This is a genomic window from Streptomyces sp. NPDC005899, assembly GCF_040629645.1.
In the GTDB taxonomy this organism is placed as follows: domain Bacteria; phylum Actinomycetota; class Actinomycetes; order Streptomycetales; family Streptomycetaceae; genus Streptomyces.
In genome coordinates, this window is sequence record NZ_JBEXWB010000072.1 from 1 (window position 1) to 21,420 (window position 21,420).

Consider the following 21,420-nt stretch of genomic DNA (forward strand, 5'->3'; position numbering starts at 1 on the left):
GCCCGCTCACGGGTCAGCTTCTTCCGTCCCTGCGGCTTCCGGTCCTTCCGGATCTCGAACTCCACCGCACCCCTTCAGCTGGGGTGTTGCGACGACCACTGGAACCCAAGGGTGGTCGGAGGCCCTTTCGAAGGCAAGCGGCAGAGAGGCGGCAGACGAGTCGGGCTGTACGCCGGGGAGAGTCGCCGCAGCGCTATGACCTGCGCAAACGTGTTGGGAGTGTACTTGTATGGCTACCCTGATGGCTACGTAAAGCCCGACCGAGGGCGTCCGGTCGCCCCTCAAACGGCACCCGGCCAACTTCGCCGCGACCGATCTCGCACCTAACCAGTACGGTCAAGCCGAGGCTGAAGAAAATTCAGCACCGGCCCATCTGATCGACAGCACCCGTGTACGTGCCAGATGGGCCCCGTTACGCGGCCAGGTGGCGGATTCCCGTCCGGCTTTGAGGCACCGTCGCAGCCTGGATACCGATGACCTCGACCTCAACACCCCACGCCTCAAGGAGCTTGGCCGTCTGCACGAGGGTGACCTGGGAAAACGGGAAGAGTGTGTCTGCGGTGAGATCGGTTCCGCGTTTCAGCAGGATCGCGAAGGTGACCTTTGAAGGCCGGAAGCCTTCCGCCAACACCTTGCCAGGTCGGGCCGCAGCCACCTTGCGAGCGAACGCATCCATGGCCTCCGGCGAGTGCAGCAGAGTCTGCACGGCGACCACGGCCTGACCGAACAGGTGGCTCAGTGCGTCGGACCCCTTGGCCCGCTTCACCATGACCAGGACGTCGTCCGGGCTGAGCAGGTCGCAGATCTCCACGCCGTTGCCCCGGTGCAGCGCCGTCCGGACGTTGTCGCGGTCGAAGCAGACGTACCCGGGCCGCAGGTCGGGCACCGACTCGTTGTAGTCCCGCTCCTTGTCCCCGAGCGCCCAGACCGGGAGGTCGACGGAGGACGTGGCGGTGATGAGCCGCTCCACCTGCGAACGGATGGCTTCCAGGTACGCCTCACCGATCTCGTACCACTGCCCGTCCAGCAGGAAGAACCGGCGGGCACCGAGCGCCACCTCCGCCTCGATCCACCGCAGCACGCTCGACGTCCGGATGACGTCATCCTTCTCCGCCCGGGTGTGCGCGTAGAGGGTGACAGTGCCGTCCCGGAGCGCGGCGAAACGCGTTCCCGCCCTCTGCACGCGAGCCCGGTTGAGGACGTACTCCAGGCTGAAGTCGTCGGTGAGGCGCGCCTCCGCACTGTGCACCTTGGTGGCGAACGCCTGGGCGGCGCCGTAGTCCTCCCAGTGATCGGACGGGACGGCGACCGCGATACGTCCGTCCGGTAGCTGGCCCAGCATGTCGTCGAGCCGCTCCTCCAACCGCGTGAGGAGGTCGGTGTCCTTGATCGGAACGATGTGCTCGACGAACTCCAGTTCCGGAGCCTGGGCCTCGTCCCGGATGACACGGGCGATGGCCCGGATGTCGGCGACCAGGTCCGCGGCGTCAATACCAAGGTGCATCCGCAGCCCGGTACCACCCTCGACGCTGGAGATCTTCGTACGGTCGTTCTGCGCGATCGTCAGCTGGATCCCGTCCAGCCGACCGCCCAGCCGCCGCACGATCTGCGCGTGCTCCTGGACACCCAGGCTCCAAACCGGAGCACCGCCGGGCACAAGGGTGATATCGGTCCGGCCACCGCCCGGCGTATGGGAGACCATGTCCCGGATCTGGGCGGGGTTCACCCTGCGGATCACGAAACTCAGCCCGAACCGCCGGTCCTTGACCCGGTCGGGCACCAGACGGAAGCCCTGGTCGTAGCCGATGGCATACACCTCGCCGTCGACCACGAGCATCAGCAGTCCGGCCGACCGGTTCACCGGCCGCGACACCTCGCACCCGGTCGTGCGATTGATCTCGCCGCACCAGCTTGCGACGGGCTGCTCGAAGCTGCCGGTGACCAGCAGCGCCGGAACGCCCAACCGCTCCTCCGGGACGTGCAGTTCCGCGTCAACGGCTTCGAGCCGATCCGGGTCGAGGACGTCGAACATCGCGTCGACCGTGGGAGCGACACCCGTGAGCCGATACAGGGTGCGCTTGGACGTGCCGGAGGTGCTGGTGGCCATGGTGCCGCTCCATTCGACGTTTGTGAGCAGGGGGCAGCCCGGGAGATCCGGGAAAGCCGGGAAGCCAAGTGAAAGCACAACCAGTAGAGCGGTAACTGAAAGCACTGTCAAACAGTTCACACCAGTTAGATGTCGGTATAGAATGAAGCCGTCCAGCACGCCCGCCCCCACGTCACCCGGCAGGAGTCCATGAACCAGCAGGCCAGTGCCTTCGTGACCGCCGCCGACATCTCCCGGCTGGCCGGAGTCACCCGCGCCACGGTGAGCAACTGGCGTCGTCGGCACCCGGACTTTCCGGCCCCTGCGGGAGGCACGGACATCAGCCCCACCTACGACCTCGACGCCGTACGCGCGTGGCTCTCTGCCCGTGGCCAACTCCCCGAGGACACACCTGCGGACCGGCTTCGCACCGCACTGCGCACCCGCCCCGGTGGCGGCGAACTGGCCCTGCACCTGCTCCCTGTGGTGCTCGCGGCTGCCCGGCTGGACCGGGGAGAACGCGAAGCCCTTCCCTCACTGCGTGACGACGCACTGCTGCGATGGGTGCGGTCAGCTGCGGACGACGGAGCCGAGGGCTTCCCGGGAACCGAAGACGCCGTATACACCCCCGAGGCGGCCGGGCCGCTGAGGGCCTTGCTGCAGTGCGTCGTCACGGACGGCGCCGAGGCTGCGACGGATGTCCTGGCCGAACGCCTGCTGGAAGACACGGGGGGCACCGGCACCTATCTCACGCCTCGCCCCTTGGCCGACCTCATGGCCCGGCTCCTGACCGACAGCACGGGTGCTTTCCCCGTGAGCGTTCTCGACCCCGCGTGCGGCACCGGATCACTGCTCGCCGCAGCGGCATCCGCAGGGGCGACCGAACTGCACGGCCAGGACATCCTGGCTGCCCAGGCTGCCCAGGCCGCCGTGCGGCTCCGGCTGAGCGCCCCCGAGGCGGCTATCACCGTATGTACGGGAGACAGCCTGCGCTCCGACGCCTTCAAGGGCCTCACCGCGGACGCCGTCCTGTGTAATCCCCCCTACGGGGTCCGTGAATGGGGACACGATGACCTGGCCTACGACCAACGCTGGGCCTACGGCGTGCCTCCCAAGGGCGAGCCCGAACTCGCCTGGGTTCAGCACTGCCTGGCCCATCTCGCGCCTGGGGGACGTGCCGTACTGCTCATGCCGCCCGCCGTCGCGGAGCGCACCGCCGGCCGGCGCATCCGGGCTCAGCTCGTACGGGACGGAGCTCTCCGCGCGGTCGTCTCGCTTCCCCAGGGCGCGGCCACCCCTCTCCACATCGGCCTGCACCTGTGGGTGCTCGAACGGCCCGATCCGCAGGCTGAAGCCCCGGGGACGATCCTGCTCGTCGATGCGGCCCCTTCCGAGAACAGGGATCTGGACTGGGCCACCGTCGACGGCACCGTACTCTCGGTGTGGCGGCCCTACCTCACCGACCAGGACGGCTTCACCGGAGCGCCGGGTATCGCCGCCGCCATGCCGGTCACCGATCTCCTGGACGAAGCCGTGGACCTGACTCCGGCCCGCCGCATCCGGACGGCTTCCCGACAAGCACTGCGCCCCGCCTTGCTGTCCCGGCAGGCATCGGAGCTGTACGACCAACTCAGTCGAACGGCGACAGACCTGGTCGGCCTCAGCACCGACGGAAACTGGCCGCCGGCCGATGACCGGCCCCGCGACTGGCGCACCGCAACGGTTTCGGACCTTCTTCGCGGTGGCGCACTCAGTCTGCTCCACACCACGCCCCCGGGCCGCCAGACCCGGAGCCGGACCCGTAGCGGCCAACCGCAGCCCCGGCCCGAAGCAGAACCCGGCGCACGACCGGCGCTCACGGCTGCCGACCTCTTCGAGAACCGGCCCGCCTCCGGAACGGAAGCGGATCTTCCCGCCGGCGTCGCCCTCCCCTTGGTCCAGGCAAGTGACGTGCTTCTCACAGAGCTCCTCCGTGTGGGACGCACGGCCGTGGCCCGGGTCGTCGAGCCGGACGAGGCCGGCTGCTTCCTGGGGCCCCATCTGCTGCTCTTCCGCCCGGACCAACGTCGGCTCGACCCCTGGTTCCTGGCCGGGTTCCTCGCGGCGGAGCAGAACGTCAATGCAGCGGCCACCGGCACATCCATCATCCGGGTGGACCCCCGGCGACTACGCGTTCCCCTGCTCCCGCTCGCAGAGCAGCAGCGCTACGGCGCCGCGTTCCGCAGCCTGCACGAACTGCGTACCGCCGCGCGCCGGGCCGACCGGACCGCCGAGGACGTCACACGTCTCCTCAACATCGGACTCACCGGCGGCGCGCTGATGCCGCGCGGTCACGGATCGGCGTGAAACCTGCGGCCCGGCACCGCGAACGGCCAGACTTGACCTCTCCGTCCCTCGGGGACGGCGAAACTCCGGAAGGACAGCGTTGAACAGCAGTAAGCACACGGAACTGGCCAACCATGCGTGGTCGGTCGCCGACCTCCTGCGCGGCGACTACAAGCAGTCCGACTACGGCAAGGTGATCCTGCCGTTCACCGTGCTGCGGCGCCTGGAGTGCGTCCTCGCCCCGACCAAGGACAAGGTCTTGGAGGTCGCCGCCCGTTACGAGAACCAGGACATCAACCCCGACCGCTTTCTGCGCAAGGCGTCCGGCCACAGCTTTTACAACATCAGCACCTACACGCTGAAGGCCATCGCGGGCGACGCCTCCCACGCGGCGAAGTACCTCAGCGAGTACTACGGCGCTTTCTCCCCCAACGCCCGGGAAGTCCTGGAGCGGTACGACTTCGCCCAGCAGATCAAGCGGCTGGACGCGGCGGACCTGCTGTACCAGGTGGTCGGACGGTTCGCCGACCTCGACCTACGGCCGGTGAAGAGGGACGCGGAAGGCAATGTCGTGCTCGACGAGCACGGCAAGCCGATCGAGGTCGTCACCAATCACCAGATGGGATACGTCTTCGAGGAGCTGATCCGGCGCTTCGCCGAGCAGTCCAACGAGACGGCCGGTGAGCACTTCACGCCTCGGGAAGTCATCCGGCTGATGGTCAACCTGCTCATCGCGCCGGACAGTGACGCGCTGGCCCTGCCGGGCACCGTCCGCACAGTCATGGACCCGGCCTGCGGGACCGGCGGCATGCTCAGCGCGGCCGAGGAGCACATCATCGCCCATAACCCGGACGCCACGGTCAAGGTCTTCGGCCAGGAACTCAACCCCGAGTCCTGGGCCATCTGCCGGTCGGACATGATGATCAAGGGACAGGACCCGGAGAACATCAAGTTCGGCAACTCCTTCAGTGACGACGGCTTCAGCAGCGACGACTCCAAGAGGGACAGGAACACGCCCACCACCTTCGACTACCTGCTGGCCAACCCGCCGTTCGGCGTGGAGTGGAAGAAGGTCAAGGAAACCGTCGAGGACGAACATGAACGCCTCGGTGAGAGCGGGCGGTTCGGGGCCGGCCTACCGCGTATCAACGATGGCTCGCTGCTCTTCCTCCAGCACATGATCTCGAAGATGAAGCCGGTGGACGCGTCGGGGGCGGGCGGCAGCCGGATCGCCATCGTCTTCAACGGCTCCCCGCTGTTCACGGGGGCGGCGGAGTCGGGTGAGTCCAAGATCCGGCAGTGGATCCTGGAGAACGACTGGCTGGAGGGCATCGTCGCTCTGCCCGACCAGCTCTTCTACAACACCGGCATCTCCACCTACTTCTGGGTGCTGAGCAACCGCAAGGCCCGGGACCGGCGCGGCAAAGTCGTCCTGCTGGACGCGCGCGACTACTGGCGCAAGATGCGAAAGTCGCTCGGCGACAAGCGCAAGGAACTGGGCGAGCAGCACATCTCCGAGATCACGAGGCTCTACACGGAGGCGCTGGCAGTCGTCGACGCGGCGGAAAAGGGCGGCGGCCACGATCTGGCCGACCGCGCCGGGAAGATCAAGGTCTTCCGCAACGAGGACTTCGGGTATCACCGGATCACCGTCGAACGGCCGCTGAAGCTCCGCTTCGAGGTGACGGAGGAGACGCTGACGGCCATCACCGCGTCCAAGCCGATTGCAAGGGCCACGGACGCCGAGACGTTCGCGGAGGCACTGCGCCCGCTGGTCGGCAAGTCCTGGACGACGAAATCCGACGCGTGGATCGACCTGAAGGACGTGGTCGTCGCGGCCGGCCTGCTGTGGCCGACGGGTGCGCCGTTCGGCAAGGCGCTGCGGGAAGCGGTCGGCGTCCGTGACCCGAAGGGCGAGGTCCAGCGCATCAAGGGCGAGCCGGAACCGGACCCGGAACTGCGGGATTACGAGAACGTGCCGCTGAAGGAGGACGTGGAGGAATACCTGCGGCGGGAGGTTCTGCCGCATGTCCCGGACGCGTGGATCGACCACAGCAAGACGAAGGTCGGGTACGAGATCCCGTTCACGCGACACTTCTACGTGTATAAGCCGCCGCGGCCGTTGGCGGAAATCGACGGGGAGTTGAAGGCTCTGGAGGCCGAGATCCAGGCGCTACTGGGCGAGGTGACGGAATGAGCTCTGCACTCGGAGCCTGTCTGCCGAGCAGCTGGGGGGCGTCGCGACTAAAACACTTGACGTGCGTGCTGAATCGTGGGTCGGCCCCGAATTATGCGGAGGATGGACCAGTACGCGCGATCAGCCAGGCTGCAAATCAAAGTGACGGACTTGACTGGTCCCGTACACGATTTCACAACTTCCATGGTGACGCGACGAAACTAAAAGGTCGCCTGCAGCAGGAAGACGTCCTGATCAACTCAACTGGGACAGGAACTCTCGGTCGAGTTGGTTTCTTCACTGGCGCACCCGATGATATTCCATGCATGGCCGACAGCCACGTCACAATCGCGCGAACGAAAAGTGATGAACTGTATCCGAGATTCGCCTATTATTGGCTTGCCTCACGGCCGTTCCAGGAGTACGTGTACGCAGCGCTCGCAGTTGGGGCCACAAACCAGATCGAGTTGAACCGCGAGAGTCTAGGCAACGCGCCAATTCCAGTGCCTCCACTAGAAGAACAGCGCCGCATCGCGGACTTCCTCGACGCCGAGACCGTTCGCATCGACAGGGTTACCACTAATCGGCGCCGAATGGGGAACTTGCTTAGATTGAAGCGCAACAGGATCATCGACGCCGAGCTCGGCTTTGACAACAGGGCATCAGTACACGGATTGACCCCTCTGAAATATCTAGCACAGGAAATTACGGTCGGAATCGTCATCACGCCAGCTAAGTGGTATGTGGAAAACGGCGGCGTGCCCGCACTCAGGGGACTCAACGTGCAGCCCGGCAAGATCGCTGTCGCAGACCTGGTATACATCAGCCAAGAAGGGCACGCGGAGAACCGCAAGTCACGGCTGCGGGCTGGTGACGTCGTTGTAGTGCGGACCGGTCAAGCTGGTGCAGCAGCAGTAGTGCCCGCTTCATTGGATGGGGCCAACTGCATTGACCTGATCCTGGTTCGCCCCGGACATATGTCCCCGAAATATCTAGAGTATCTACTGAACTCCAACTATGTGCGTGAACGTGTTTCCGAACACTCCGTCGGCAGCATTCAGGCACATTTCAACGTGGGTGCCATGAAGCAGCTCCCTGTACCCGCTCTCTCTCGATCTCAGCAAGATGTGATCGTCGCATCTCTCGATAGGCAACTCGGCAGCATTGACCAACTGCTGGCGAAGTTCAAGGCGCAGGAGACGCTGCTAGACGAGCACCGCCAAGCCCTGATCACTGCCGCCGTCACCGGCGAGATCGACGTGTCTATCGCCACCGGACGAGAGGTCCAGGAATGATCGCGTAATGATTCCCGCGGCGCCCTGCCGCCCCCTACCGTTCAACACGTGCTTTCCGGTAGACAACTACAGAACCATAGCTAGACGTTACGCGAACGCAAGGGCTGACTGACTCGCCACAGGCGGGACGGGGTGCGGCACCGCCCCCCTGCGTGGACCACGCCTGCCCCAACCCACACCATGGATTTCAACCTGGCCCACGACAACTCACCATCCTTTGAAATTCTGCCGTGAATCACCTATCTGGTCACCAGAAAACGGGGGAATAACCGCTCATGTCCGTCCATGACGAAGCAGCATTCGGAAACGCCATAGTCGCCGCCCTGCTGGAACGGGGTTGGAGCGAAGGAAACCGATCGCACTACCAACCCCAACTCAGCCTGGACACCGCCCAGCTCTTCGAGTTCATCGGCATGACCCAGTCGGCCGACTGGGCCGAACTGATCGCGCTCTACGGCGGGGATCCCAACGTCGCCCGGGCCGGGTTCGCCAAGCGCGTGGATCAGGCGATCGGAACCGACGGTGTGCTGGACGCACTCCGCAAGGGCGTGAAGGACCACGGCGTTCTGATCAGGCTCGCCTACTTCAAGCCCTCGCTCGTCGCGTCGGATGCCGTCCTGGACGACTACCGGGCGAACCGGCTGACCTTCGTCAAGGAGTTGCAGTACGCGGCGAAGCAGGCGGACAAGGGCAACGAGCTGGACCTCACCCTGTTCCTCAACGGAATTCCGCTGGCGACCGCCGAGCTGAAGAACGCCCTGACACGGCAGGGGGCGGAGCACGCCAAGGAGCAATACCGACTCAAGCGGGACCCCACTGAGCTGATCTTCGCGCGCCGCGTCATCGCGAATTTCGCCGTGGACACGGACGTGGTCTACGTCGCGCCCGAACTGCACGGCAAGCTGACGCGGTTCCTACCGTTCAACACGGGCTCGGAAGGGCCGGGGAAGCCGGGCGGTGCCGGCAATCCTGCGCCCACCGTCCCCGGGACGTACGCAACCTCGTACCTCTGGGAACAGATCTGGGAGCGGGACACCTGGCTGGACCTGATCGAACGGTTCGTGCATCTCAGCAGGGAGAAGGGCCCGGACGGACGGACGCGCAGGAAACTGATCTTCCCGCGCTACCACCAGTGGGACATCGTCAAGAAGCTCGCCGGCCACGCGGCCCGCCACGGTGCCGGTCACAACTACCTCGGCATGGCGTCCGCCGGCTCGGGCAAGTCGAACACCATCGGGTGGCTGGCGCACCGCCTGTCGTCGCTGCACACGCCCACCGACCCCGCCGAGATCGACCCCGACGCCCTGGCCGCCGGACTCAAGCCCGGTGCGCCCGTCTTCGACAAGGTCGTGATCATCACCGACCGCCGCAATCTCGACGCCCAACTGCGCGAGACTGTCGGCAGCTTTGAGAAGACCGCTGGTCTAGTCGTGAAGATCGACGAGAAGCACGGCGCGAAGTCCGACCAGCTCGCCAAGGCGCTGTCCCGCGAGACCGGAAAGATCATCACGGTCACGCTGCACACCTTCCCCGCCCTCATCGACTACCTGCGCCGCAATCCGACCGAGATCCAAGGTCACAACTTCGCGATCATCGTGGACGAGGCCCACTCCTCGCAGTCCGGCGATGCGGCAACCGCCGTCCGCGCGGCGCTGCGTGACCTGGGCCTGGATTCCGACTCCGATGAGGCTGGAGCGACCGAGGCGCCTGCGACAAGCACCGATGCCAAGCTCCGCCGGAAAGCCACCCAGCGCAGCAAGGCCTCCAACCTCTCCTACTTCGCGTTCACCGCGACGCCCAAGGCCAAGACGCTCGAACTCTTCGGCACCCTGGACACCGTCAACGGCAAGCCGGCGTACGTCCCCTTCCACACGTACTCGATGCGCCAGGCCATCGAGGAAGGCTTCATCCTCGACCCCCTGCGCACCTACGTCACGTACGACACATACTGGAAGTTGGTGAACAAGAACCCGGCCGAGCGCGAGGTGGACCCGTCCAAGGCGAACCCCCTGCTCGCCCGGTACGCGCTCACGCACGACTCCACCGTGACGCAACGGGCGCAGGTGATCGTCGAGCACTTCCGCACGCACACCGCCGGCCGACTCGGCGGGCGTGCCAAGGCCATGGTGGTGACGGCCTCCCGGCACAGCGCCGTACAAATGGCCCGTGCCATCAGGAAGTACATCGGCGACAACGCGTACGCCGACCCCGGCGTCCTTGTCGCGTTCTCCGGCAGCCTGACGTACGACGGCGAGGAGACCACCGAGCCGAAGGAGAACGGCGGCCTCGCCGAGTCCGCGCTGCCGAAGGCGTTCGCGTACACGCGCAAGGACGACAAGGCCGTGCGCACGGGCGGGACGGCGACTCAGCGCGAGTACCGCATCCTGGTCGTCGCCGAGAAGTACCAGACTGGCTTCGACCAGCCGCTGCTCACCACGATGTACGTGAACAAGAAGCTCGCGGGCATCAGCGCCGTCCAGACCCTCTCCCGTCTGAACCGCACCGCCGACCGCAAGTCGCAGGCGGACCTGGCCGTACTGGACTTCGTCAACGACGCCGAGGACATCAAGGAGTCCTTCCGCCCGTACTTCGAGGAGGCGAACACCCTTCCCTCCGACCCCAATCTCCTTTACACCGCGCAGAGCCAGGTAATGCGGGCCGACATCCTCGTCGAGGAGGAGATGCGGGAGTTCGCGGACGCCTATCTGGCAGCCGAGGAGAAGGCAGCAGGCTCGGCCGCCCGCTGGGAGAAGCTCCATGCGGAGCTGTACCGGCATCTGGGCCCCGCCGTCGCGCGGTTCACCGAGCTGCTGGATCGAAAGGACGAGGCGGGCGACCCCGACGAGGAAGCCGCCGAGGCCGCCGAACAGTTCCGCGCGGATCTCAACGACTACGTGCGGAAGTACGGCTTCCTCTCGCAGATCGTGCCCTACCGCGATGCTGACCTCGAATGCCTCTACCTCTACGGCCGCCACCTGCTCAACCGCCTGCCGCGACGCGGAGACGGCGGCGTCGACATAGGAGATGTCGACCTCAGCCACCTGCGTATCCAAAGAACCGGCCAGCACGACCTCGCGCTGACCGCCGAGGGAGCCGCGGAGCTGCGCGGCTTCGGTGAAGGCGGGGGCGGTGCCAAGGAGCAGGAGAAGTCGCTGCTGTCGGAGCTGATCGAGAAGTTCAACGACAAGTTCGGCACCGACTTCACCGATCAGGACGTGATCACGCCGTTCTCAGAGGCGAAGGCTGACCCGAAGGTCCGCGCCGCCGCCGTCAACGACGAGGAGAACTTCGGGCTCGTCTTCGATGAGGTCTTCGAGGACAAGATGGCCGAACACATCGACACCATCGCCGACATGGGACGGCAGTACTTCAGCCACGACGACAGCTTCAAGCAGTCGCTCAACCAGAGTGCGCGCCGGGCGGCCTGGCGAATGATCCGTCGGGAGGAGAACATCGACGACGACGCGGCCTGACCCGCCCGGCCCCCGCCCGCTCCCTGCCGGCCACTTCCCCTGGTCAGCCTCCCTGGCGGAACGAGAGCCCCGCGATCACGGACGTTCCGCGCGTGGGGCGGGGCCGGACGGTCCAGGCGGTGGCGAGGCTCTCGACGAGGAGCAGGCCTCGGCCGTTCTCGCAGTCAGGGCCCGGGTGGGCCGGAACGGGTTTGCCGGTTCCTGGGTCGGAGACGGCCAGCCAGTAGTGTCCGTCGGCCGGCCACAGAACGAGTTCGACGAGGTCCCCGTCCTTCCCGCAGGCACCGTGACGGATGGCGTTGGTGAGCAGCTCCGAGGTCAACAGGCCCAGGTCGTCGCCGAGGTGTGGGCGGAGGACGTCCGGCAGCGATTCGGTGACGGCGTGCCGGGCTCGGCGTACGGAGGCGGGATGGGCGGGGAAGCGCCAGTGGGCAGGGACGAGAGGGATTTCGGGCATGGCGAACTCCGCGACTCTGTGAGGGGTTTGGGGTCGCCGGTGGCCTACCGCCCTGGTCGCGGGCACACCCGTCCCAGGGCGGACGGGCATGCTCGCGCGGTGCGCTTCCGGCATTGCGGTGTGTAACTTGCGCGACACTGACAGTAGAGCAATGAGTGGTAAATTTCCCACGCGCTCAAGAGAATTCACCACAGCAGGGTGAGATGGCTTCCGAGGGCGACCGAGCGACGTCCCTGTATGGAAGGGAACCTATGCCCCCGAGGACGACCCCCACGGAACGGCAGAAGCGTCTGGGAAGTGAGCTGCGGCGTATCCGTACTGCGGCAGGCGTGTCCGCAGAGTTCGCGGCAGGCCTACTGGGCGTGGACCGAGGCAAGATCTCCAACATCGAGTCCGGGGTCCGGGGCATCAGCGCCGACCGCCTGCGAACACTGGCCTGCAACTGCGACGTGACCGATGAGACATACGTCGAGGCGCTGGTCGATATGGCTCAGGCGAGTACGGGATGGTGGGAGCGTTACCGAGGCATCCTGCCCCAAGGCTTGCTGGACATCGCGGAAGCGGAGAGTAACGCCGTGCGCATGCGCGGGGCCAACACCGTGCATGTGCCAGGCATGCTCCAGACTTCGGAACAGGCGATGACCATCTTCCGGGCTGCGGTTCCTGCACTGCCCGAGCACGAAGTTACCCTGCGACTCGCCCTGCGTGCGGAACGTCAGCAGGTGATCACCGGCAACGGGGCGGTCCCGTACGTCGCTGTCATCCACGAAGCCGCACTCAGGATGCAGTTCGGCGGTACCGACGTGGCCCGTGCCCAGTTGGAGTACCTGTTGGAGGTCTCCGAGCGGGAGAACGTCACCGTGCTCGTCCTCCCCTTCTCGCACGGCGCCTTCCCTGGTGCAGGACAGACGGTCGTCCACATCGAAGGGCCCGTACCGCAGCTCGATACGGTGCAGGTTGACAGCTCCCACGGGCCCACCTTTCTCCACGCCGAAAGTCAGCTGGCGAAATACCGGGCGCAACTCGATCTGTTGGAAAGTCTGGCTCTGCCGCCAGAGCAGTCCCACGACTTCATCCGCCAGATCGCCCAACAGCTATGAGGAGACGCCAAGATGGCTGACATCACCTGGGAAGCCCCGTACTGCGCCGAAGGCAGCTCCTGCTTCCGTCTCGGCACCGACACCGAGGGCAACGGTTACATAGCCGTCAACGGCCAAGAGGACCGATACCTCACCGACTCCCTTGAAGCCCTGCGCATCCTCATCATCGATATCAAGGCCGGCAAAGCCGACCACCTGCTGTAACCCCTGCCGCGCGCCCCGCCGATAGGTACCGTGTACAGCGATCGACTGACGTGACATCAGGACGACGGGGGCGCGACGCGTGGCGCAGGCACGGAGAATCGGCGAGCAGGGCCGCTATGAGCTGATCGAGGAGATCGAATCCGGCGGTATGGGCACGGTCTGGCGCGGCTACGACGCCGTTCTCGACCGTGAGATCGCGGTCAAGCTCATCCGGCCCGACGTCGTCGCATCGCCGGCACAGGCGGAAGAGTTCGCCCGCCGTTTCGAACGCGAGGCGCGCGTCACCGCTCGGATCGGGCATCACGGAGTGCCGCAGGTGTTCGACGCGGTGCTGGACGAGGCGTCGTACGACCGGCTGTACCTGGTGATGGAGTACGTGCGCGGGATCTCCCTGCGCAGGGTGCTCACGGGCCCGGGGGACGGCGGGGCGGCGCTGCTCCCGGTGAGCTGGGCCGCGTCGATCGTGGCGCAGATCTGCACAGTCCTGTCGTACGCGCACGCCATTCCGGTGGTGCACCGCGATCTGAAGCCGGACAACGTCCTGATCGCCGCTGACGGCACGGTCAAGGTGCTGGATTTCGGCATCGCGAAACTGCTGCGCACGGATGTCACCCGGCTCACGGCCACGGGCAGCCGGATCGGCACCAGCCGTTATATGCCGCCCGAGCAGATCGACTGCGCGCAGATCACCCCGCTGAGCGACCTCTACGCGCTCGGCTGCGTGCTGCACGAACTCCTCGCCGGAGAACCGGTGTTCAGTGGCGACAACGAGTACCAGCTTCTGCACCAGCACATGAAGGTGCCGCCGCAGCCGTTGCGCACCCTGCGGCCCGAGGTGCCGGAGGGCCTGGAGGCGCTGGCCCTGGACCTGCTGGCGAAGGTGCCGGAGCAGCGTCCCGTCGACGCCTACGCGGTGTACGAGCGCCTGTCGCCGCACCTGCCGCAACCGGGATCCGCAGCCGATTCCCTGGCCCTCACCCATGGCGGCTCCCCTTCCGGACTTCCCGACCCGACGGTGGTTTACCGACAGCCGAACGCACCCCTGCGACGGACCGCGCCGCCCGCGCCCTCGCTCGGGCCGGTGGCGCCCGCACCGATCCCGGCGCGCGTCGACACCGCGTTGCGGGACGCGATCAGGGACGCCTACGCCCGGTCCGCGGACCTCGCCGAGAGCGGACGGTTCGCCCAGGCCGCGGACGTCCTCAAGGCAGCGATCGCCACAGCGGCCACCGCCCTCGGCGCACACAACTCCCGTGTGCTCGGCCTTCAGAGGCAGCGCGCGGCAGTCCTCATGGCCGGCGAGGACTTCCGGCGTGCCTTGCCGGAGTTCGACGCCCTGGCCGCCGTCTACGCCCGCACGGCGGGACCAGGCGATGAAAGCACGCTGGAGTGCCGTCGGCACGCCGCCTACTGCCGGGCCAACCTAGGTCAGGCCACCGTCGCCCTACGGGAATTCCAGGAGGTTCTGGAAGTCGTGTCCGACGCGGCCGGGGACGCCTCCGAAACCGCTCTCGACCTACGGCGCAGTGTCGGCGTGCTCCTTTTCTCCGAGGGGCGCCGCACCGAGGCCGAGGGGGTCCTCGACGCCCTCCACGAGGACATGTGCGTCCTCCTCGGCGAGGACCACGAGGAGACCCGCGAGATCGCCGATCTCCTCGCCCGGCTGCGCAGCCCGGAGGGACTACGTCCTTACTGACGTCCTGCCGGTGCGGTGCACACGCCGTCAGGCCTCGTCCTCGGCCTCTTCACTGTGGATGCGCTGAGCCAGATCCCACAGGCTCAGGTCATCCGACTGGAACCAGCGAGCCGTTCCCTGGTTGGCCACGGGGCGCTCGTCCCACTCGGCGTCCGCCCACATCTTCGACACCAGCCCGGACGGCGAGTACTGCTGCTCGTCGTACGCCCACAGGATCGGCTTGGTCCGGTGATTGGCCCAGGTCGCCTGGCGTCGGCTCTCGTCCTCGGCAAGCCACTCCTCCATGGCGTCACGCTCGGGCTCGGTCTGGGCCACGTACCGAAGAGGAGATCCGTCCTTGATGACACGGCGGTCCACCAGGAGCGGCACGGTGTTCGGACGACGCGGCTTACGCTCCTTCACGGGAGGTGCAGGAACGGCGACACCATCGGCCAGGTCGCCGAGGACATGCTTCGCGAGCTCCCGGCACGTCTCCACGGTCTGGAAGGCGGTCCTGATCTGGGGACGTGGCCCGTAACGCGTGACGATCTGGTGCGTCAGCCGACGCACCAGATCCGGTACGAGAGCGGGGATCTTCTCCAGGACCTCGCTCTCCCAGTCGAAATCGGGGTCATCGATGCTCGTGGCGCCGAGATGCTGGAAAAGCAGGTGGGTGACGAGAAAGCCACCGTGCTCCGCGGTGGCTGCCTCACGGCTGTTCTGCCCGCTGCCCAGTTCGTAGACCGCACTCCGTGCTGCTCGCAGTGTGAGTACGGAACGCCACACCTTCTGTGGAGAGGGTTCGCGTTTGAACAGCAGAGTGTGGCTGCCCTTGGGGCCCTGCTCCCAGAGGTTCTCCGTCGAACTGGCCGCCCGAGCGGCCTGTTCCGCATCCGGGTACAGGCACGCGAGTGCGAGAGCGAGTTCGTCCAGTGAACAACCGGTCTCGGGCGCGGCCACCGGCTCGCCGCGCTTGATCACATACTGCTTGCGCAGTTCGGCGCGCAGGTTGGCCTTGATCGCCTGGTGCACGGGTTCCAGCGCGATGTGGTCGCGCTGCTCAATGGCATTCTGCCGGTTCGCCGCCTGCGAGACCTGGACTCCGAACTCCCGGTCTTCATGCGTGTTGATGACCTTGATGCTCAGTGTGGCGTTGGCCGCGGCCTCACCGTCGTCGTGCATGGCCCTGGCGACAGCACGTACCGTCTGAGCGCCGTTGACGATGCTCGCCCCCGTGACGGTGAGAGTGGTCGGCTTGCTCTGCGGTGCCTTGGCGCTGTCGTTCCTCGCCGTGAGCGAGTCGCAGATCATGGTGATGCCGTTGTTCAGGTGCCAGAATCTCGTGGGGTCGGACGTAAGGGTCTGACCGATCTCCGCGTTGGTGACGGTGGTCCCGAGCGGGGCCCGGAGATTCTGCTCGAACAGGCCGGTGCCGTGCGTCTCATACCACTCGGCGACGCTCTCGGCGGAGACCGTGCCCTGATAGGCGTTGAGTGGTCCCTTCTGCTGATACCAGTCGTCGAGGCGCACATCCAGGCAGATCGGCTCCGGCCGGAGATCTGCGTGGATCTGATCATGGAAGTCCGCGGCGTACAACACCTCGACGCTCAAGCGGGCACCGTGTTTGTTGAACTCCGCGAGAGCGTTGTCGAGAACCTCCAGAGCCGGCGGAGAGGGCTTCACGGTGCCCATTAGCGCGATGAGCAGGATGGCCTTCTTGTTGACGATGAACGGCCTGGCTTCCAGAGCGAGGGCACCGGCACGCTGGTTGAACTGGTCGTACAGCTCGTTCTCGATCCGGTTCAGGCCGTCCACCATCGCCTTGGCGGCGTCCACGTCGAAGGTAGCCGTGCCCTTGTCGCTCCACTTCGCCTGGACAAGTAGTGCCTGCCCGCTTTCCGGCAGGGGGGCGATGGCGTCCATCCCCTGGTCCGCGATGCCGTCCGTGACGAACCGGGCCGCCTCGGCCACAGTGCATTGGGCCACACGTCGTACTGCAAGGGCTGCGAGTGCACGGGAGAGGAAGCGCTGCTCATAGTTGCCCCCGCGGAAGTGAGCGATGTCGCTGTCGTCTATCACCCCGTCGAATGTCTCGTGCAATTGCTCGCGCACCTGCGTGACCTGGCGAGGTGTGTCCGCCCCCGAGTTGGTCATGGATGGTTGCCTTCCCATTGGTGGTGTCTTGTTGATGGCCTAGGCCCACGTCTTGATCCCTGAGCCGTTGCCACGCTGCCGGGGACTGAAGTCCACGACCGTCAAAGCAGCACCAACCGTGTCGATCGTGGCCTCCACCCAGTCCAAAGCCACTTCGAAGGGCACGCCGCTCGCGCCGAACCAACCGTCGCGAACCAGCTGGGCGAAGTGGGTCGGTACCAGGTGGCGGGTGAGTGAGTCCACGGCAAGGTCCGGGAGACCGGGTTTCGCTGCGGCCGAGATCGCTGCGGCGACCTGGTCGTAGGGGTAGATCGCACCGGGGCTCGTCCGTTGCAGAGCGGCAGTGAAGGGCACCCGCTCGTGAATGCGGAGAAAGAGCGGGTCGTCCAGCAAGCTGTAATCGTCGACGCTTCGCCGGTCTCGTCTCGGCAGGCAGTGAACACGGCTGTGGAACTCGTCCAGGCTGTGGCGGGCGTCAGGCGAGAGGAGCCCGTTCGGGCCGGGACGCACGTAGCGCAGCATGACGCTTGTCCGAGTCTCGACGTGGTAGTAGTACGCGTCGAGGGCGCCCTCCCGACCGCCCACCACCGACTGATCGGTTATCGACGTCACCTCGAAGTCATAGCTTCGGTTACCTCCGCGACTCGCGAACGCTCGGACGACGGTCTCACCGATGCCGCTGAACCTCGTCGCTGCCCGCCCGCGAATGTCGTCGAGCATCGGCTGGACCGCAGTCCCGATAAGCCCGCTGATAAACGCTGCCCCGGCAGCTGTCCTGTCCCAGAGACGTACCTCCGAGAAGTCGTTCGGGGCCAACCCGGCTATCTTGGCGAAGAGCAGAAGAGCGTCACGCTCATCACGCCAGCGAAGCTCCCCCTCGCTCCAGTCTTCTGCGTCGTCGAGCAAAGGCATCAACCTCTGGACTTCGGCCTCGACATCAGGAGAGATCCGCCGGAGATTGGCCAACACGGTATCTGCACCGACCGTGACAGGGCCGCTTTCCGGTATGGATTCGTAGAGTGCGGCGTCTCGCTCGCCGCCACCGCACCAGAGCCCTGAAGCAGGCACCTGGCCTTGAAGGCCTCGCGTACAGGTGACGATGACCTTCCGGTCTCGGTCGGTCTCACGAGCAGGGCGCACGATACCCAGCCCCCAGATCCGCTCCGGTTTCCCCTCGCTGCCTTCATCAGCCCGCTGGTCAGCGGGGGCAAGAAGAATCGCGAGGTGCGACTTGACCTCGGGCCAGTCACGGCAGGGTTGGGAGTAGGACCTCTCCTTGGTGCGGTCGGCTGTGAGTAGACGAAGAAAGTCTTTGTCAGGGCGCAGAATCGCCAGCCGCGGCGATCGCGCCGAAGGCGGGTAACCTACCCGCCCTGGTTGTGCGAATGTCATCCACTCCCCCGAACCGCCTGCCACTACACCGAGCCAGGCTCAGGGGGATCGTAACGCGTCAGTTACAGCATCCGGCATACATCTCCCCAGTTCTCGCCCCCCCGGCTGGCTCCGTTGCGTTCCCTCCCATCCCGGGTACGTCTCTAAGGTGTCTCGGGTTCGGGCAAGTTGGGCTGTAGTGCGCAGAGAATCACCACTGCACAGTGATCAGGACGAGTGCCCACAGTCCCCCCGTGCATGGCTACCTTGAAGGCTACGTTCCGTAGTCGGGCCTGGTCAAAGGCTCTTGGCGGCAGACGAGTCGGGCTGTACGCCGGGTTCTGTCGCCCGGTCGCCTCGCGGCGGCCGGGGAGACGGCCATCCATCTAGGACCGGCATTGCTGCCGGTCTCGTGCGGTCTACCCGCGAACTCGGGCGGGCAGCCCTCGAACGTTCGCGCAGGACCGCCTCGCGGCGGTCCCTCTTGACCTTGCTCCGGGTGGGGTTTACCTAGCCGCCTGAGTCACCTCAGGCGCTGGTGGTCTCTTACACCACCGTTTCACCCTTACCCGGGACCGAGGTCCCGGGCGGTCTGTTTTCTGTGGCACTGTCCCGCGGGTCACCCCGGGTGGCCGTTAGCCACCACCCTGCCCTGTGGAGCCCGGACGTTCCTCGGGGGGATTTGGAGATCCCCACGCGGCCGTCCGCCCGGCTCGTCTGCCGTGCCCACCATGCTACCCGGCGGCGTGGGGCGCCCGGGACGGGTGCCGGGCGTCCGGCTCCCGGCCGGGGCGGCCCCCGTACCCTTGCCGAGGGGTCTCCTGCCTGTGGGGCCCCGTCCCGTGTGTGAAGGAGAAACCCCGTGCTCGTGCTGTTGCCGCCCTCCGAAGGAAAGGCCGCACCGGGGCGCGGAGCACCCCTGAAGCTCGAGTCCCTGTCCCTCCCGGGTCTCACCGATGCCCGGGCCACCGTCCTGGACGAGCTGGTCGAGCTGTGCCTCGGGGACGAGGACAAGGCCCGCGAGGTGCTCGGCCTGAGCGAGGGGCTGCGCGGCGAGGTCGCCAAGAACGCCGGGCTGCGGACGGCCCCCACCCGGCCGGCCGGGGAGATCTACACCGGGGTGCTGTACGACGCGCTGGGCCTGGACACCCTGGACGTGGCGGCCAGGCGGCGGGCCGGGAAGTCGCTGCTGGTCTTCTCGGGGCTGTGGGGCGCCGTCCGGGTGGGCGACCGGATTTCGTCCTACCGCTGCTCGATGGCCGTGAAGCTGCCGGGGGCGGGCGCGCTCGCCGCGCACTGGCGGGCCCCGATGGCCTCGGTCATGCCGGAGGCGGCCGGCGAGGGGCTGGTGCTGGACCTGCGGTCCTCCGCGTACACCGGGGCGTGGAAGCCGGCGGGCGAGGTGGCGGAGCGCACGGCGAGCGTGCGGGTGCTGCACTCCCAGGTGGTGGACGGGGTCGAGAAGCGGTCGGTGGTCAGTCACTTCAACAAGGCGACCAAGGGCCGCATGGTCCGTGATCTGCTGACGGCCGGTGCTCGGCCGAAGGGCCCCGCGGAGCTGGTCGAGGTGCTGCGCGGTCTCGGTTACGCCGTGGAGGCGCGGGCCCCGGAACGGTCCGGGCGGGCGTGGGCGCTCGACGTGGTGGTCACCGAGATCCACTGAGGCGTTGCATACTGCGCAACGCGCGTTGCGTGGTGTGCCACTCACGCGGCAGGATGAGACCCATGACCTCTCCCGCGCCCGCCGCCGTGTCCACCTCCGTGCTGGACCTCGCCCCCGTCGTCCCCGTCGTCGTCCTCGATGACGCGGCCGACGCGGTCCCGCTGGCCCGCGCACTCGTCGCGGGCGGGCTGCCGGCGATCGAGGTGACCCTGCGCACGGCCGCCGCCCTCGACGCCGTCCGGGCCATCGCCTCGGAGGTGCCGGAGGCCGTCGTGGGCGCCGGGACGGTGATATCCGTACGGAACGTCGACGAGACCGTCGGGGCGGGGGCGCGGTTCCTCGTCAGCCCGGGCTGGACGGACGCCCTGCTGGGCGCGATGAAGGCGTCCGGCGTGCCGTTCCTGCCGGGGGTCTCGACGACGTCGGAGGTCGTCGCGCTGCTGGAGCGCGGCGTCACGGAGATGAAGTTCTTCCCGGCCGAGGCGGCCGGGGGCACCGCCTACCTCAAGGCCCTGTCCGCGCCGCTCCCCCAGGCGCGCTTCTGCCCCACGGGCGGCATCTCCCTGGCCTCCGCACCCTCCTACCTGGCGCTGGCGAACGTCGGCTGCGTGGGCGGCAGCTGGATGGTGCCGGGTGACGCCGTCGCGGCGAAGGACTGGGCCCGGGTGGAGCGGCTGGCGGCCGAGGCCTCGGCCCTGCGCGGCTGACGGGCGCGGCGGCCGGGCCCCGGCCGGTCAGGAACCGGCCGGGGTCCCCCGCAGGTGCGAGGTGTCGTTCAGGAGCCTCAGCGAGGCGTTGCCGTCCGCGTAGTACGCCACCGTCGACAGGGAGGCGGGCAGCAGTTCCATGCGGAACAGCGACTCGGGCGGGGCGCCCAGCGCCAGTCTGACCAGGGTCTTGATCGGCGTGACGTGCGTGACGAGCAGCACCGTGCGCCCCGCGTGACGCGAGATCAGCCGGTCGCGGGCCGCCGCCACCCGCTCGGCCACCTCGGCGAAGCTCTCGCCGCCGCCCGTGGGGGCCGCGTCGGCGGAACCGAGCCAGGCGGTCAGATCGGAGCCGTGGCGCTCCCGTACCTCGGCGAAGGTCAGGCCCTCCCACGCACCGAAGTCCGTCTCGCGCAGGCCGTCCTCGACACGGACCTCCAGGCCGAGCGACTCCGCCACCGCAGCGGCCGTCTCGCGGCAGCGCCGCAGCGGTGAGCTGACGATCTCCTGGACCGTGCCCCGGGCGGCGAAGGCCTCCGCCGCACAGGCGGCCTGGTGGCGTCCGGTGGGCGAGAGCGCGGGATCGCTGCCGCCACTGCCGGAGAACCGCTTCTCCGGGGTGAGCGGCGTCTCTCCGTGCCGGAGCAGGAGGAAGGTGGCGGGCGCGCCCAGGTCGGGAGCGCTCGCCCAGCCCACCTGCGGGGTGGCCGCCGCGGGGGTGGCCGCCGCCGGGC

14 protein-coding genes and 1 other RNA gene are annotated in these 21,420 nt (G+C 67.2%); 9 read left to right on the forward strand and 6 right to left on the reverse strand.

Going from position 1 to position 21,420, the window contains the following annotated elements:
• Positions 1–412 precede the first annotated feature (412 nt).
• Positions 413–2,107, reverse strand: coding sequence for a TIGR04141 family sporadically distributed protein (locus ABZ371_RS11990; protein ID WP_358677118.1), 1,695 nt, complete (start codon positions 2,105–2,107; stop codon positions 413–415).
• A 189-nt stretch (positions 2,108–2,296) separates the two neighbouring features.
• Here ABZ371_RS11990 and ABZ371_RS11995 point away from each other — a divergent pair, with 189 nt between their 5' ends.
• The 4 genes from ABZ371_RS11995 (at position 2,297) to ABZ371_RS12010 (ending at position 11,355) form a co-directional block, all read left to right on the forward strand.
• Positions 2,297–4,432, forward strand: coding sequence for an N-6 DNA methylase (locus tag ABZ371_RS11995; protein WP_358677121.1), 2,136 nt, complete (start codon positions 2,297–2,299; stop codon positions 4,430–4,432).
• 79 nt (positions 4,433–4,511) lie between these two features.
• On the forward strand, positions 4,512–6,608 hold the full coding sequence (locus ABZ371_RS12000; protein WP_358677124.1) for a class I SAM-dependent DNA methyltransferase: 2,097 nt from the start codon (positions 4,512–4,514) through the stop codon (positions 6,606–6,608).
• A complete protein-coding gene (locus ABZ371_RS12005; RefSeq protein WP_358677127.1) occupies positions 6,605–7,882 on the forward strand; it encodes a restriction endonuclease subunit S in 1,278 nt (425 codons plus the stop codon). The genes ABZ371_RS12000 and ABZ371_RS12005 overlap by 4 nt, the downstream gene beginning before the upstream one ends.
• 275 nt (positions 7,883–8,157) lie before the next feature.
• Positions 8,158–11,355, forward strand: coding sequence for a DEAD/DEAH box helicase family protein (locus ABZ371_RS12010; protein ID WP_358677130.1), 3,198 nt, complete (start codon positions 8,158–8,160; stop codon positions 11,353–11,355).
• Positions 11,356–11,398: 43 nt separating this feature from the next.
• Here ABZ371_RS12010 and ABZ371_RS12015 read toward each other — a convergent pair whose 3' ends face one another.
• Positions 11,399–11,812, reverse strand: a complete 414-nt coding sequence (locus tag ABZ371_RS12015; protein ID WP_358677132.1) for an ATP-binding protein — start codon at positions 11,810–11,812, stop codon at positions 11,399–11,401.
• Positions 11,813–12,063: 251 nt separating this feature from the next.
• Here ABZ371_RS12015 and ABZ371_RS12020 point away from each other — a divergent pair, with 251 nt between their 5' ends.
• From ABZ371_RS12020 to ABZ371_RS12030, 3 genes are all read left to right on the forward strand, one after another.
• Complete coding sequence (locus ABZ371_RS12020) at positions 12,064–12,912, forward strand: helix-turn-helix transcriptional regulator (RefSeq protein WP_358677135.1); 849 nt, start codon at positions 12,064–12,066, stop codon at positions 12,910–12,912.
• Between the two features lie 12 nt (positions 12,913–12,924).
• The gene (locus ABZ371_RS12025; RefSeq protein ID WP_358677137.1) at positions 12,925–13,116 is read left to right on the forward strand and encodes a hypothetical protein; all 192 of its coding nucleotides are present in this window, start codon (positions 12,925–12,927) and stop codon (positions 13,114–13,116) included.
• 79 nt (positions 13,117–13,195) lie between these two features.
• Positions 13,196–14,812, forward strand: a complete 1,617-nt coding sequence (locus tag ABZ371_RS12030; protein ID WP_358677140.1) for a serine/threonine-protein kinase — start codon at positions 13,196–13,198, stop codon at positions 14,810–14,812.
• A gap of 27 nt (positions 14,813–14,839) precedes the next feature.
• Here ABZ371_RS12030 and ABZ371_RS12035 read toward each other — a convergent pair whose 3' ends face one another.
• From ABZ371_RS12035 to rnpB, 3 genes are all read right to left on the reverse strand, one after another.
• Positions 14,840–16,945 carry an AIPR family protein gene (locus ABZ371_RS12035; RefSeq protein ID WP_358677143.1) on the reverse strand — a complete coding sequence of 702 codons (2,106 nt, stop codon included), beginning with the start codon at positions 16,943–16,945 and terminating at the stop codon, positions 14,840–14,842.
• A gap of 39 nt (positions 16,946–16,984) precedes the next feature.
• Positions 16,985–17,914: a hypothetical protein gene (locus ABZ371_RS12040; RefSeq protein ID WP_358677145.1), complete on the reverse strand. Its 930-nt coding sequence runs from the start codon at positions 17,912–17,914 to the stop codon at positions 16,985–16,987.
• 716 nt (positions 17,915–18,630) lie between these two features.
• Positions 18,631–19,032, reverse strand: an RNA gene (rnpB, locus tag ABZ371_RS12045) — RNase P RNA component class A.
• Between the two features lie 146 nt (positions 19,033–19,178).
• Between rnpB and yaaA the strand changes: the two genes are divergently transcribed.
• Together yaaA and eda are read left to right on the forward strand one after the other, a co-directional pair.
• Entirely contained in the window at positions 19,179–19,979 is an 801-nt protein-coding gene (yaaA, locus tag ABZ371_RS12050) for a peroxide stress protein YaaA (RefSeq protein ID WP_358677148.1), read from the forward strand.
• Positions 19,980–20,041: 62 nt separating this feature from the next.
• Positions 20,042–20,686, forward strand: coding sequence for a bifunctional 4-hydroxy-2-oxoglutarate aldolase/2-dehydro-3-deoxy-phosphogluconate aldolase (eda, locus tag ABZ371_RS12055; protein WP_358677151.1), 645 nt, complete (start codon positions 20,042–20,044; stop codon positions 20,684–20,686).
• Positions 20,687–20,713: 27 nt separating this feature from the next.
• Here eda and ABZ371_RS12060 read toward each other — a convergent pair.
• On the reverse strand, positions 20,714–21,420 hold a 707-nt coding region (locus ABZ371_RS12060), incomplete at its 5' end, for a histidine phosphatase family protein (protein WP_358677154.1).